The 13,621-nt window shown below is 68.3% G+C and carries 12 protein-coding genes; 8 read left to right on the forward strand and 4 right to left on the reverse strand.

Features of this window, described 5'->3' with window-relative positions; all coding sequences use genetic code 11:
• Positions 1–4 precede the first annotated feature (4 nt).
• Genes nuoL through ABZU32_RS17470 form a run of 4 tightly spaced genes read left to right on the forward strand, consistent with a single transcriptional unit; the run spans position 5 to position 6,008 of the window.
• On the forward strand, positions 5–1,915 hold the full coding sequence (nuoL, locus tag ABZU32_RS17455) for an NADH-quinone oxidoreductase subunit L (protein WP_354837850.1): 1,911 nt from the start codon (positions 5–7) through the stop codon (positions 1,913–1,915).
• Positions 1,915–3,444: an NADH-quinone oxidoreductase subunit M gene (locus ABZU32_RS17460; protein WP_354923223.1), complete on the forward strand. Its 1,530-nt coding sequence runs from the start codon at positions 1,915–1,917 to the stop codon at positions 3,442–3,444. The genes nuoL and ABZU32_RS17460 overlap by 1 nt, the downstream gene beginning before the upstream one ends.
• Positions 3,441–5,000, forward strand: a complete 1,560-nt coding sequence (nuoN, locus tag ABZU32_RS17465) for an NADH-quinone oxidoreductase subunit NuoN (RefSeq protein ID WP_354923226.1) — start codon at positions 3,441–3,443, stop codon at positions 4,998–5,000. Before ABZU32_RS17460 ends, nuoN begins: the two co-directional genes overlap by 4 nt.
• A gap of 12 nt (positions 5,001–5,012) precedes the next feature.
• Positions 5,013–6,008 carry a polyprenyl synthetase family protein gene (locus tag ABZU32_RS17470; protein WP_354923229.1) on the forward strand — a complete coding sequence of 332 codons (996 nt, stop codon included), beginning with the start codon at positions 5,013–5,015 and terminating at the stop codon, positions 6,006–6,008.
• Positions 6,009–6,373: 365 nt separating this feature from the next.
• Here ABZU32_RS17470 and ABZU32_RS17475 read toward each other — a convergent pair whose 3' ends face one another.
• Together ABZU32_RS17475 and rarD are read right to left on the reverse strand one after the other, a co-directional pair.
• Positions 6,374–7,228 (reverse strand): LLM class flavin-dependent oxidoreductase, encoded by an 855-nt coding sequence (locus ABZU32_RS17475; protein WP_354923232.1) that lies wholly within the window; start codon positions 7,226–7,228, stop codon positions 6,374–6,376.
• Positions 7,229–7,626: 398 nt separating this feature from the next.
• Positions 7,627–8,544, reverse strand: a complete 918-nt coding sequence (rarD, locus tag ABZU32_RS17480) for an EamA family transporter RarD (protein WP_354923235.1) — start codon at positions 8,542–8,544, stop codon at positions 7,627–7,629.
• A gap of 139 nt (positions 8,545–8,683) precedes the next feature.
• Between rarD and msrA the strand changes: the two genes are divergently transcribed.
• Positions 8,684–9,346, forward strand: coding sequence for a peptide-methionine (S)-S-oxide reductase MsrA (msrA, locus tag ABZU32_RS17485; RefSeq protein ID WP_354923237.1), 663 nt, complete (start codon positions 8,684–8,686; stop codon positions 9,344–9,346).
• Between the two features lie 57 nt (positions 9,347–9,403).
• Positions 9,404–9,553 carry a hypothetical protein gene (locus tag ABZU32_RS17490; protein ID WP_354923240.1) on the forward strand — a complete coding sequence of 50 codons (150 nt, stop codon included), beginning with the start codon at positions 9,404–9,406 and terminating at the stop codon, positions 9,551–9,553.
• Between the two features lie 147 nt (positions 9,554–9,700).
• Here ABZU32_RS17490 and ABZU32_RS17495 read toward each other — a convergent pair whose 3' ends face one another.
• Positions 9,701–10,438 carry a helix-turn-helix domain-containing protein gene (locus tag ABZU32_RS17495; RefSeq protein ID WP_354923242.1) on the reverse strand — a complete coding sequence of 246 codons (738 nt, stop codon included), beginning with the start codon at positions 10,436–10,438 and terminating at the stop codon, positions 9,701–9,703.
• Between the two features lie 114 nt (positions 10,439–10,552).
• Between ABZU32_RS17495 and ABZU32_RS17500 the strand changes: the two genes are divergently transcribed.
• Together ABZU32_RS17500 and ABZU32_RS17505 are read left to right on the forward strand one after the other, a co-directional pair.
• Positions 10,553–10,762, forward strand: coding sequence for a hypothetical protein (locus ABZU32_RS17500; protein WP_354923245.1), 210 nt, complete (start codon positions 10,553–10,555; stop codon positions 10,760–10,762).
• A 65-nt stretch (positions 10,763–10,827) separates the two neighbouring features.
• Positions 10,828–11,253, forward strand: a complete 426-nt coding sequence (locus ABZU32_RS17505) for an ATP-binding protein (RefSeq protein WP_354923248.1) — start codon at positions 10,828–10,830, stop codon at positions 11,251–11,253.
• 312 nt (positions 11,254–11,565) lie between these two features.
• Here the strand turns inward: ABZU32_RS17505 and ABZU32_RS17510 are convergent, their stop codons facing one another.
• The gene (locus ABZU32_RS17510; RefSeq protein ID WP_354923251.1) at positions 11,566–12,972 is read right to left on the reverse strand and encodes a replication initiator; all 1,407 of its coding nucleotides are present in this window, start codon (positions 12,970–12,972) and stop codon (positions 11,566–11,568) included.
• Positions 12,973–13,621 lie beyond the last annotated feature (649 nt).

Consider the following 13,621-nt stretch of genomic DNA (forward strand, 5'->3'; position numbering starts at 1 on the left):
CGCCGTGGAAACCGCTGCTGAGATCGTCCAGCACTCCGGTGGAGTGATCGGCCTGTCCTGGCTGACGATCGCCCTGCCCCTGCTGGGCGCGGCGATCCTGCTGCTGGGCGGCCGCCGCACCGACCGCTGGGGCCACCTGCTGGGCGTCGTCATGTCGCTGGCGTCGTTCGTGGTGGCCGTGCTCGTCTTCTTCGAACTGCTCGGCTTCGGGGCCGACCAGCGCCGCCGCGTGGTGGAGCTGTACGACTTCCTGCCGGGCGGCTCCATCGACGTCAAGATGGGCCTGCTGCTGGACCCGCTGTCGATCTCGTTCGCCCTGCTGATCACCGGTGTCGGGTCGCTGATCCACATCTACTCGATCGGCTACATGGCGCACGACCCGAACCGGCGGCGGTTCTTCGCCTACCTGAACCTCTTCGTCGCCGCGATGCTGCTGCTGGTGCTGGCCGACAACTACCTCGGCCTGTACGTCGGCTGGGAGGGCGTGGGCCTGGCGTCCTACCTGCTCATCGGCTTCTGGCAGCACAAGCCCTCGGCGGCGGCCGCGGCGAAGAAGGCCTTCATCGTCAACCGCGTCGGCGACATGGGCCTCGCGCTCGGCGTCTTCGTCATCTTCACGACGTTCGGCACCGTGGCCTTCGGCCCGGTCCTGTCCCACGTGCCGCAGGCGTCGCAGGGCACGCTGACCCTCATCGGGCTCGCGCTGCTGCTCGGCGCGTGCGGCAAGTCGGCCCAGCTCCCGCTGCAGTCCTGGCTCCTGGACGCGATGGAGGGCCCGACCCCGGTCTCGGCCCTCATCCACGCGGCCACCATGGTCACCGCCGGCGTCTACCTGGTGGTGCGCTCCGGCCCGATCTACGTGGGGGCCCCGACCGCGGCGCTCGTCGTGACCATCGTCGGCGTCGCCACGCTGCTCGCCGGTGCGATCATCGGTACCGCCAAGGACGACATCAAGAAGGCCCTGGCCGGATCGACGATGTCGCAGATCGGCTACATGATGCTCGCCGCCGGGCTCGGCCCGGTCGGGTACGCCTTCGCCATCGCCCACCTGATCGCCCACGGCTTCTTCAAGGCCTCGATGTTCCTCGGCGCCGGCTCGGTCATGCACGCCATGAACGACGAGGTCGACATGCGCAAGTACGGGGGCCTGGCCGGAAAGATGCGCATCACCTGGGCCACCTTCGGGCTCGGCTACCTGGCGATCATCGGCTTCCCGCTGCTGTCCGGCTACTGGACCAAGGACGGCATCATCGAGACCGCGATGGAGCACAACCCGATCCTCGGCTGGCTCGCCGTGATCGGCGCGGGCATCACCGGCTTCTACATGTCGCGCCTGTTCTTCATGACCTTCCACGGCAAGCCCCGCTGGGAGTCCGGCGCCCACCCGCACGAGTCCCCGGCCGTCATGACCTGGCCGCTGATCCTGCTGTCGATCGGCTCGGTGTTCGGCGGCGCGTTCCTCATCGTGGGCAACCGGTTCATGGAGTTCCTGGCCCCGGCCGTCGGCCGTCCCGAGGAGCTGCCGAGCTTCCACCCGTTCAGCGTCACCGGCCTGGCGACGCTCGCGGTGGTCGCGGTCGGCGTCGCCTATGCCTGGATGCGCTACGGCAGGGCCGAGGTCCCGGCCGTCGCCCCGCGCGGGTCGATCCTCACCGTCTTCGCCCGCCGTGACCTGTACGGCGACGCGATCAACGAGGCGCTGTTCATGCGCCCCGGCCAGTGGCTGACCCGGCTCGCGGTGTTCTTCGACAACCGCGGCGTCGACGGGCTGGTCAACGGGCTGGCGGCGCTCATCGGCGGCACCTCCGGGCGCCTGCGCCGCGTCCAGACCGGCTTCGTCCGGTCGTACGCCTTGTCGATATTCTTCGGTGCCGCCCTCCTGGTCGGCGCATGGTTCGTCGTAGGGAACCTGTGATGCCCTGGCTCTCAATCCTGATGGGCGTGCCCGTGGTGGGCGCGCTGGCGGTGGCGGCGGTGCCCAAGGGCAACGACAAGCTCGCCAAGCAGCTCACGCTCGCGGTCTCGCTCGTCGTGCTGGTGCTCACGCTCGCCATGGCGGCCCAGTTCAAGCCGTCGGGGGCCCGCGACCAGTTCAGCGAGGTCCACTCCTGGATCCCGTCGTTCGGCGTCCACTACGCCGTCGCGGTCGACGGCATCGCGCTGGTGCTCATCGCGCTCGCGGTGGTGCTGGTGCCGATCGTGGTGCTGGCCTCCTGGCACGACGCCGAGCGGCCCGACGCCAAGCGGTCGGTCAAGACCTACTTCGCGCTCATCCTGGTGCTCGAGGCGATAATGATCGGCGTCTTCGCGGCGACCGACGTCTTCCTGTTCTACGTGTTCTTCGAGGCCATGCTGATCCCGATGTACTTCATGATCGGGTCCTACGGCGGGGCGCAGCGGTCCTACGCGGCCGTGAAGTTCCTGCTGTACTCGCTGTTCGGCGGCCTGCTCATGCTGGTGGCCGTGATCGCGCTGTACTCCATCGCGGCCAAGGGCACCTTCCTGCAGCCCGAGCTCATCGGCGTCATCAAGGACCCGACGACGCAGAAGTGGCTGTTCCTCGGCTTCTTCATCGCCTTCGCCGTCAAGGCGCCGCTGTGGCCCTTCCACACCTGGCTGCCCGACGCCGCCGCCCAGGCGCCCGCCGGCGCGGCCGTCCTGCTCGTCGGCGTGCTGGACAAGGTCGGCACCTACGGCATGCTCCGCTTCTGCCTGGAGCTGTTCCCCGACGCCGCCAAGTTCTTCACGCCGCTGGTGATCGCGCTCAGCGTCATCGGCATCGTGTACGGCGCCATCGTGGCCATCGGGCAGACCGACATGAAGCGGCTCATCGCCTACACCTCGATCTCGCACTTCGGCTTCATCACCATGGGCGTGTTCGCGATGACCGCCGACGCCGGCTCGGGCGCCACGCTCTACATGGTCAACCACGGGTTCTCCACCGGCGCGCTGTTCCTGCTCGCGGGCTTCCTGATCAACCGCAGAGGGTCGCAGTACATCGCCGACTACGGAGGCGTGCAGAAGGTCGCCCCCGTGCTGGCGGGCACCTTCCTGGTCGCCGGCCTGTCGTCGCTGTCGCTGCCGGGCCTGTCGACCTTCGTCAGCGAGTTCCTCGTCCTGATCGGCACCTATGAGCGCTTCATCGTGCCGAGCATCATCGCGCTGATCGGCATGGTCCTGGCGGCCATCTACATCCTGTGGATGTACCAGCGCATGATGACCGGGCCGACCGCCGAGTCGGTCAAGGCGCTCCCCGACCTGAACCTCCGCGAGAAGGTCGTCGTGGTCCCGCTCCTCGCGCTGCTCATCGGCTTCGGGTTCTTCCCCGGACCGCTGCTCAACGTGATCAACCCGGCGGTCCACCAGACCCTCACCAGCGTGCAGGCGCCGCAGTTCACCCCCGCCATACCCGCGACCGCTGAGAAGAAGGGGGCAGGCCAGTGAGCTCGCTCGCCGCCGCCGCGATTGAGGCGCCGAAGATCGAATACGGTGAGCTCGCGCCGATGCTCATCGTCTTCGGCGCGGCGATGATCGGTGTCCTGGTCGAGGCGTTCACGCCCCGCTACCTGCGCAAGTCGATCCAGATGCCGATCACCGTCCTGTCCTTGGCCGGCGCGTTCGCGCTGACCGTCTGGCAGGCGGTCAAAGGCGTGCGCAACGCCGCCGCCATGGGCGCCATCGCCGTGGACGGGCCGTCCCTGTTCATCTGGGGCGCCATCCTGCTGCTCGCCATCGTCAGCGTCCTGCTGATCAACGACGACGACAACTTCGTCGCCCAGGCCGCGGCCGTGCCCGGCAGCGCCGAGGAGGACCGCGCGATCTCCGAGGGCGGTGCCCACACCGAGATCTACCCGCTGGTGCTCTTCGCCGTCGGCGGCATGATGCTCTTCCCCGCCTCGAACGACCTGCTGATCATGTTCGTGGCCCTGGAGGTCATGTCCCTGCCGCTGTACCTGCTGTGCGGCCTGGCGCGCCGCCGCCGCCTGCTCTCGCAGGAGGCGGCCATGAAGTACTTCCTGCTCGGCGCCTTCTCCTCGGCGTTCTTCCTGTACGGCACCGCGCTGCTGTACGGGTTCGCCGGGTCGGTGGACCTCAAGGCCATCTCCGACGCCCTCGCCACCGTCGGCGGCCAGGACAGCCTGCTGTACATGGGCGCCGCGACGCTCGGCGTCGGCCTGCTGTTCAAGATCGGCGCCGCGCCGTTCCAGGCGTGGAAGCCGGACGTGTACCAGGGCGCGCCCACGCCGATCACCGCGCTGATGGCCTCCGGCACGCTCATCGCCGCGTTCGGCGCGCTGCTGCGGGTGTTCTGGGTCGCGCTGGGCAATCTCGACACCGAGTGGACCCCGGTGCTGTGGGTCATCGCCATCCTGACGATGGTCGTCGGCGCCGTGCTCGCGATCACCCAGACCGACATCAAGCGGATGCTGGCCTACTCGTCGATCGCGCACACCGGCTTCCTGCTCACCGCGGTCGTCGCCACCGGCAAGTCGGCGCAGAACGCCAGCGCCCTGTCGGGCATCCTGTTCTACCTGGTCGCCTACGGCTTCGCCACGGTCGGCGCGTTCGCCGTCGTCACCATGGTGCGCGATCCCGGCGGTGAGGCGGGGCACCTGTCCCGCTGGGCCGGCCTCGGCAAGCGCTCCCCGCTGCTCGCCGGCATCTTCGCGCTCTTCCTGCTGGCCTTCGCCGGCATCCCGCTCACCTCCGGGTTCTTCGGCAAGTACGCCGTGTTCGCCGCCGCGGTCTCGGGCGGAGCAGTTCAGCTCGTCATCGTGGGTGTCGTGACCTCGGCCATGGCCGCGTTCTTCTACGTCCGCGTGATCGTCCTGATGTTCTTCAGCGACCCCTCGCCCGAGGGTCCGACCATCGCGGTGCCGAGCATGGGGACCGCGGCTGTGGTCACGCTCTCGGCGGCGGCTACCGTAGTGCTCGGGGTCTTCCCGCAGCCGGTGCTCGACCTCGCGCACTCGGCCGCGCAGTCGCTGTTCGTTCGTTAGGAGTAATGCTTGATGGCCGCGCCGCCCGTAGTCGACCTGCCATTCATCGACGAGGGGCTGGCAGCGGATGTCGCCAGCGGCCTCGACGCCGTGGAGAAGATGCTCCGCACGTCCGCCGACAGCCAGGACGCCTTCGTCGCGGAGGCGTCCAAGCACCTGATCGAGGCGGGCGGCAAGCGCTTCCGAGCGATGATCGTGCTGCTGGCGTCGCACTTCGGTGACTTCAGAGCCCCCGGTGTGATTCCGGGGGCCGTGGTCATCGAGCTGACCCACCTGGCGACGCTCTACCACGACGACGTCATGGACGAGGCCAGGGTCCGGCGCGGCTCGGCGTCCGCCAACGCCCTGTGGGACAACAAGGTCGCCATCCTCACCGGCGACTATCTCTTCGCCCAGGCGTCGGAGATCCTCGCCGACCTCGGGCCCGAACTGGTCCGCATCCAGGCCCGCACGTTCTCCCGGCTGGTCCGCGGGCAGATCCGCGAGACCATCGGGCCGCGGCCCGGTGTGGACGCCGTCACCCACTACATCGAGGTGCTGGCCGACAAGACCGGCTCGCTCATCGCCACCTCCGGCCGGTTCGGTGCCCTGCTCTCCGGAGCGACCCCCGAGGTCGTCGAACGCCTCACCAGCGCCTGCGAGGCCATCGGTGTGGCCTTCCAACTCCGGGACGACCTGCTCGACGTCGCCTCCACGGCGGGGGAGAGCGGCAAGACCCCCGGCACCGACCTGCGCGAGGGCATCCGCACCCTGCCGGTCCTGTACGTCCTGGCCTCGACCGACTCCGGGGACGCCCGGCTGCGCGAGCTGCTGTCCGGCCCGGTGGCCGAGGACGACGTCGCCGAGGCCGTCGAACTGCTGCGCGCCAACCAGGCCATGGTGCGCGCACGCGCCGAGCTGATGTCCTGGATCGGCCGGGCCCGCGACGACCTGATGACCCTCCCGGACATCCCCGCCCGCGCCGCCCTGCTCTCCCTCTGCGACTACGTCGCCGACCGCTCAGGCTGACCCTTCGCCCGCCTCGGCGGCGCGCGGGCGCCGCAGCCGTCACCACTTCGGGGGCGTTGCTGCCGACGACGGCCTTCGCCCGCCTCGGCGGGCGCGCGGGCGCCGCAGCCCACCACCTCGGGGGCGTTGCTACCGACGACGGCCTTCGCCCGCCTCGGGGGGCGCGCGGGCGCCGCAGGGTCCGCTAGTGCGGTGACCACCTATCTTCGCCGGGCCGGCTCCACCCGGCCGGTGCTGGATGTGATCGGCGCCGCGTCGGCGGGTCGTGGTACGGCGATGCCGGCGCCGGCCTACGGTGCCCGACCTGGCGAACTTTCGTGGACAGTGCGCTAGACCGCCCACCAGCCGGGCCGGTCGGGCCTGGCTCAGGTTCCGCTGAGCAGGTCCACGACCGGTGCCAGCCGGTCGGCGTACATGGCGTTCACCGTGATGTAGGAGATCTGGTGGACGTCCCTGCGGCGCAGCAGCCGGTCGGCCATCTGCCGCGCGGAGCCGGACAGGACGGCGATCGAGTTGGCAGGCAGGTCGGGGCCCATCTTGTCGGCCAGCCACGGCGGCACCTCGTCCCCGACCACGTGCAGCCCGAGGCTGAGCTCCAGGCGGTCGAAGTCGTCACTGGCCTGCCGGACCAGCCGCACGGGCTCGCCGAGCCCGTCCTCGGTGGTCGAGGGCGGCAGCCCCAGGGCGACGGTGTCGGCGTTCCTGGCGGCGAAACCCAGCATGCGCGCCCCGCCCGCCGCGATCAGCACCCGCGGCCCGGCCCCGCCGGCACCGGTGCGGTCCGCGCCCGCCGACGGCGCCTTCGTGGAGTCGTGCCACGTGCGGACCTGGCGGATGACCTCCTCCAGCTTCCTGATGCGCTGGTCCACCGTGCCGAACGGCACGCCGAGCCGGGCCGCGTCCCGCTCGGCGTCCGGCCGGCCGGCGCCCAGGCCCAGCTCGAACCGGCCGCCGGACAGGAAGCTCAGGCCGTCGACCTCCCACGCGAGCTGCTCGGGCCGCCGGTTGGCGACCGACAGGACGAACGTGCCCAGCCCGATGGTCGACGTCGCCGCGGCGGCCGCGCTGAGCGCGGGCAGGGGCGGCAGGGTGTCCAGCGTGTCCGGCGTGAGGAACGTCGCGTACCCCAGGTCCTCGGCGCGGCGCGCGAGCGCGGTCCATTCATCGGCGCCGCGCGCCGTGGCGGCGACGACGCCGAACCGGAAAAGGCGATCTGCCATCGGGTCCCTCCCTCGGGTCCCGTCGATGCTCTCTCGCGAGAGGAGGGCCCGTCGTCCGCCGGCCGAGGCGTCCGTCGTACCGCCAGGGACGTACCCGCGCCCGGACGGCTACCTCCGGCGATGTAGGAACCACGGACACGGGCCGGCGGAGCCACTTCGCCCCGCCGGACGTCTTGTCCGGGACGGCCTCCGACGCCCGGTCCTGGGAAGTGCAGACCTTCCGGCGCCCTATCCCAGGAGTGCCAGACGGTCCGGCGCCCTGTCCCGGGAGTGCCAGACGGTCCGGCGCCCTGTCCCGGGAGTGCCAGACGGTCCGGCGCCCTGTCCCGGGAGTGCCAGACGGTCCGGCGTACAAGCTGGGGGGAGTCGAAGGGGCCGGCGCCCGGTCCTGGGAAGTGTCAGACGGTCTCCAGCGCCGGGGCGGGGGTGGCGGCGCGGCGGGTCGCATGGGCGTGGCGCAGTCCCTCCCAGCTGAACACCGCCAGCGCCAGCCAGATGATCGCGAATCCCGCCCAGCGGCTGGGCGCCATGGTCTCGTGCGCCACCAGGACGCCGCACAGGAACTGCAGGATGGGTGCGATGTACTGCAGAAGCCCGATCACGCTGAGCGGCACCCGGATCGCGGAGGCCGTGAAGCACATCAGCGGAATCGCGGTGACCACGCCGCCGCCGGCCAGCAGCGCGGCGTGGCCGAGGCCCGCGGCGCCGAAGGTGGCCGTCCCCTGCGACTGGAGGAACGCCAGGTAGGCCAGCGCGGGCACCAGAAGCACCAGCGTCTCCACGGTGAGGCTCTCGGCCGCTCCCACGTTCGCCGCCTTCTTGATCAGCCCGTAGGTGCCGAAGCTGACCGCGAGCACCAGGGCGATCCACGGCGGCCGGCCGTAGTCGACCGCCAGTACGATCACGGCCAGGGTGCCGAGCCCCACCGCCGTCCACTGCCAGGGCCGCAGCCGTTCCCGGAAGACGAGCACTCCGAACAGCACGCTCACCAGAGGGTTGATGAAGTACCCGAGCGCGCTCTCGACCACGTGCCCCGCGTTCACCGCGTAGATGTACACGCCCCAGTTCACCGAGACCGTCACGGCCGCCAGCGTCAGCAGGAGCAGCTTCCTCGGCTGTCTCGCCAGCTCGCGGAACCAGGACCAGTGGCGCCGTACGGCGAGTACGGCGATCACGGCCACCAGCGACCACACCACGCGGTGGGCGAGGATCTCGACGGCACCGGACGGCTTCAGCAGGGGCCAGTACAGGGGGAACAGGCCCCACATCGTGTAGGCGGCTACGCCATACAGGACACCGCGGCGCGAATCAGGCATGTACCCTATCTTCGCTGCTGACAGCCTTTACTACAAATAAGGATCTCTGAGCCAGATCTTAAGAGATGCTTACGCCAGGAACATTCACCGGTCGCCGGTGGTTGCCTAGTCTGCAAAGAGTGTCCGACGGAGGTGCACGATGGGTTGGCTCTTCGGCAAGAACAAGACTTCGATGGTAACGCCGCAGGAGGCACTCCCCGGCCGCGCCGAGGCGATACCGGTGCCCGCGCGGCACGCGGTCCTCGACGCGCCGCTGGCCCCGCCGTACCCCGACGGGACCGAGATCGCCGAGTTCGGCATGGGCTGCTTCTGGGGCGCCGAGCGCAAGTTCTGGCAGACCCCGGGCGTCGTCTCCACCTCGGTGGGGTACCAGGGCGGCCACACGCCCAACCCGACCTACGAGGAGGTCTGCACGGGCCTCACCGGCCACGCCGAGGTCGTCCGCGTCGTCTTCGACCCGTCCAAGGTCTCCTACGAGGAGTTGCTCAAGGTCTTCTGGGAGGCACACGACCCCACCCAGGGCATGCGCCAGGGCAACGACGTGGGCACGCAGTACCGCTCCGCGATCTACACCCACGGCCCCGCCCAGGAGAAGTCCGCCGAGGCCTCCCGCGACGCCTACCAGCAGGTCCTCACCACCGCCGGCTACGGCGACATCACCACCGAGATCACCCCGGCCCCCACCTTCTACTACGCCGAGGACTATCACCAGCAGTACCTTTACCGCAACAAGAACGGCTACTGCGGCATCGGCGGCACGGGCGTCGCATGTCCGATCGGTCTGACCACCGGCGAGGCATAGACCAGCGGTTTCACCGTCACACTGGCCCAGGATCACCCGGCGAGCCCGGTCTTGATCTTGGGTCAGTCCCATTTCGGCGAGGACCTTCTCTACATGGTCAAGGCGGCGCGCGAGCGCGCCGCGCGGCGGTCCGGTGCCCTCCCCGCCGGGCGTGCGGCCCTGGCGGCCGGTCCCGGCGGGGAGCACCGGCCGCCGCAGGCAGGCTGACCGATTTGGCCTGGAGTTGTGACCCAAAGGCACGTCTCAGCCGATGCAGGCCAGACGATCGCCTTGTGACGGCTGATCAAGCGTCGTGGCCGGGGGCGATCGAAGGCCCGGCGCTTCGCACCGGTCCACTGGATGACCACGTGCGGCCTACACAGGGCGACCGGCAGTCCACAGTTCGGAGACGTGATAGGCGAACCGATCGAACAGCCCGTCATCCTGGGAGCGCCTCAGATGCAGCATCGGGGAATCGTGGCCGACCAGCTTGGCCAGGTGCGGTGTGACGAGCATCTCGGAGTCGAACCGGAAAACGCTCATGGCGATGTGATCGTCGCTGAAGCGTGCCTCTATGCCGGGGATCTCTCGAAGCTGTTCCAGTTCTGCGAGCGTGATGCGAATTCGGGTCGATACCGTCAGTGGAACGCTTTCCACCTCTTCGCGCCGACGTGTGACCTCGCTGTCCGGGTCCCCGAGCAGGAAGCGGACTTTGCACCCTTGTTCGGCCTTGCGTTTGAGGACTCGTGCAAGGTTGGGGTGTTCCAGCCACAGGAAGTAGTTCGTGTATCCGGCAAGAGTGATCTCTCCGGCGGCGGAGCTGATCAAGTTGCGCCATATCGACTTAGGGCATGCCGACCGGTATGGGTAGACGCTTAACACCTCGCGGTCGGGTCCCGTCTTGACAGTGTTTCGTATCGCTTCTGGCCAAAGCACGGCCGTATCAACTCCTAGGGCCTCAGCAGCACTCCACTGATGCCGTTGATGCGGAATTCGCGTCTCGTCTTGTACCCAGCGGGCGACGGTCTTCACGTCTACTCCGCAACGCTCCGCGAGATCGCGCTCGCTCAGCTTGGCGCTCTGCATCGCACGGCGCAAAGAGACGTTGGCCACGGCACACCTCGCACTGGGGGACGTGAGGGACGTTTTCGAGCCTAACGCGGAAACGTCCCGGACGTCTCGCAAACGCGGTTGGTTCGTCACCCAGAGATGATCGACGCTAACTCCATGTCCACTCCCCAGATCCTCGCCGATTTGCAGAGCGCCTTTCCTGGCTGGTGCATATGGCGAAGCTCGGATCAGCGTGTGTGGGCGACTCGGAACGGCCGGCACCTGTCAGCGGACGAAATCGAACAGGGCTTGTGCGAAACCCTCAGCGCTGACGATGTCTCTCAACTCGCCGAGCAGCTTCGCACGCAAGAAGGGCTGGAGTTGTGATCGACGCATCTAAGGATACGGATAGCCGCAAGGGCGATCCTGGACGGCCCAGGCCGGGAGCCCTGTTGGGTGTTACCGACTTGACCTGTTCTCCCGAATCGGTAGCAAAGGCCCGGGAGTACGTGCGAGGGAAACTCGGCACCGGACACCCGGCTTTAGATGATGTAACGCTGCTCGTCTCCGAACTCGTCACCAACGCCCTGGTCCATTCCAACTCGCGGGATGGTGGATCAGTCACTCTCGCGCTCGCGGACTGTTACGACCGCATACATGTCGATGTGGTGGATGCCGGAGGCGACACGGTCCCGTGCGTACGCGGCGACGCACTGGGAGAGGGCGGGCGAGGTCTGATGCTCGTCGAACTGCTGTCGCAAGGCTGGGGAGTCTACGAGGACGACGCGGGCCGCACCGTGTGGTGTCAGGTGGCGTACAAGCGCGGAGGTGATGCGGGCCATGGTCTTTTTTGTCCCCGCCAACGCGAACCGTCGTGAGCCCACAGAGGAGCAGGTACGTGCCATACGCAAGACGGCTGCGGCGGCCTGCCGAGCGGTCGCCGACAGCGTTGAGGCAGACCGCCGAATCAGGCAAGCCCGGCGACTGGTCCAGCGCTGGTCCCTGGACCGGGAAGAGCTCGGCCAGGCCGCCGAGTCTTTGAACGTCACGCCGCTGCGGGACGAGGAGATCGCCCCATAGACCGGAGCGGCGGCAAGGTGGATGTCCCAAGAATGGGCTTGGGACATCGCTCCCCGATTCCCTTGCCGTCGCTCCCGCACATTGGTTATGAGCCCGGAGTCACTGAGCCGTCAGTCGGGCGGCTCTTGCCAAGCCTGTTCACGAGCGAGCTTCCGGGCAGTGGCGATGCGTTGGCGGGCGATCTCAGCCCAGAACGCTTCACCGGTGCGGTAGCCGCTTCCGGCGAATCGCCATTCGCCCACGGTCACCGTCTGCCGCTCGCCCGGATCGGGCAGGCCCCGCCGTTGCCGGGAACGCTCGGCCTGGTAGTCCGCCCTCACCTGCCGCAGCGCGCCGAGGGTTGTCGAGTAGTGGCGGCTCTTGGTGGAGAAGTGGCCCCGGTACCCGAGCATGTGAGCCCACCGCCGAAGCGGCACCAGTCGATACTCGGTACGATCGCCCAGCACGAAGCAGGTGTAGATCATGCGGCGTGCGTGCTCGGTGACGTCGAGGAACGCCACGTCCTCTACCTTCCGGACCGGGCGGTCGACCGTACCGGCCGACTCGGCTCCTTTGGTCGCGTACTTGGCGATGTAGGACGCCACCCGCTGGTCCCCGATCCCTTCCACAGAGGTGGAGACATAGATCGGGTCTACATCGAGCTGGTTACCCCACCGGGCGACGAACGACGGGCGATCCGCCGGTACGCCGACTGACACCGCCTCCGCGGCTTCCCGGATGGCCGCCGTGAGCACCGGCACGGTTGCCCAGTCCGGAGGAGGAGCATCGGGCCCGTCCGGTCCGTCCAGCCGGATCACGGCGTGGAAGTGGACCATGCCCCGTGCTTGATACTCGGCGACCTTGGCGTACGACAGGCGCAGCCGACGCCGTAGCTCCGCCCTTGTGATGCCCAGCCGCCGAGCGAAGACGGCTGGGAGCGCCTGTGTGAAACGGCGCCATAGCTCGCCCGCGTGCGCGTTCCACAGCACGGCGCCGGGATAGTCGTAGCAGTCCACGCACACCGGTTGCCCGATTTGGGGATCACCTTCCTCGTGCCGTGCTAGGCAGCCCTCCCGCCGGCCGTGCTCGCACAGGGGGTTGTCACGTCGGGGCCGACAGGGCAGTGCCTTGCCGTTCTTCTCACGTCGAGCATGCACCGCGCCGAACGAGGGAGCGGTGAAGGTGGCGAACACCCGAGGATGCCCACTCACGTCCTCAAGAACGCCCTTGCCGCCCCGCAGGCCGGACAGGATCAGATGGTAGGTGTCATCCCGGTACACCTCTGCACAGGCAGGGCACCGAGAGGCGCGACGGTTGCCGCAGGCGGTGAGCAGATACCCGGTCGGCTCGTCAGCCGTCCGGTACACGTCCAGGACGTCTAGTGAGGCGTCGAAGGTGATACGGCGACCCTGGAGCCGAATCGGCTCAGCACAGCCGCCCGTAGCGCGCACCATCTGTTGCCATCGCGCGAAGTCCGGCATGGACGCACGTTGAGCAGCGGCATAGATCTCGGACGAGAAGCCGGGAACGTCGCTCACGCGACCTTCCCATCCGGGTCTACGACAGGACGGGAAGCAGCCTCAGAACTGACTTCCACGCCGAAGACCGTCGCTACGCGCCGCCACTTGTCGGCCGACCATCGGGGGGATTCGCCGGCTTTGCGCTTGCCCCACTCCTTGGCAAGCTCAGCCGGAGGTACCGATTCACGGGGTACCAGTTGGGGACTCCTTCCGCCGCAGGGGAGCCACCCTGCACGGAAGGCGAAAGCACCATCGCGGCATGCCGAGCGTGCGGCATGACCCAACGATCGTGCTTTCAGCGAGAGAAAAATGGAGTGTTATAAGCGTGTGCGCGATGTGTATAGACCGGTTGGCGCGCCAATTGATTTGGCCTACACCGCTGGGCCGGGCACATCCAGCGGAACGGCAACCATTTATTTTAGGTTTGTATTCCCGGTAAGTGTATTCGCGCCAATATATCGCGTGACCGGTTCTCGCTGTTTCCTGTCTCGTGATCGGGTGGTTTAGACGTCTTCAGGTGTACCACTCGGGCAACGATTAAGGCTAGGCGAAAGTTCCCGCACCAGGACGTCCGCAGACACGTCCGCCGACGTCCATCCACGTTCGAGGAAGTCCGTAGACGTCCGTAGATGTCCGGCCTTCTACGCCTCTTGTAGGCCAGAAGTAA

Source organism: Sphaerisporangium sp. NPDC005288, assembly GCF_040607475.1.
Classification (GTDB): Bacteria; Actinomycetota; Actinomycetes; order Streptosporangiales; family Streptosporangiaceae; genus Sphaerisporangium; species Sphaerisporangium rhizosphaerae.

What these genes read in the sequence shown, in the direction of transcription:
- rarD (WP_354923235.1), bottom strand. Translation starts at nt 8,544, where the DNA reads ATGCCTGATTCGCGCCGCGGTGTCCTGTATGGCGTAGCCGCCTACACG.
- ABZU32_RS17475 (WP_354923232.1), bottom strand. Translation starts at nt 7,228, where the DNA reads ATGGCAGATCGCCTTTTCCGGTTCGGCGTCGTCGCCGCCACGGCGCGC.
- ABZU32_RS17460 (WP_354923223.1), top strand. Translation starts at nt 1,915, where the DNA reads ATGCCCTGGCTCTCAATCCTGATGGGCGTGCCCGTGGTGGGCGCGCTG.
- ABZU32_RS17470 (WP_354923229.1), top strand. Translation starts at nt 5,013, where the DNA reads ATGGCCGCGCCGCCCGTAGTCGACCTGCCATTCATCGACGAGGGGCTG.
- ABZU32_RS17500 (WP_354923245.1), top strand. Translation starts at nt 10,553, where the DNA reads ATGTCCACTCCCCAGATCCTCGCCGATTTGCAGAGCGCCTTTCCTGGC.
- msrA (WP_354923237.1), top strand. Translation starts at nt 8,684, where the DNA reads ATGGGTTGGCTCTTCGGCAAGAACAAGACTTCGATGGTAACGCCGCAG.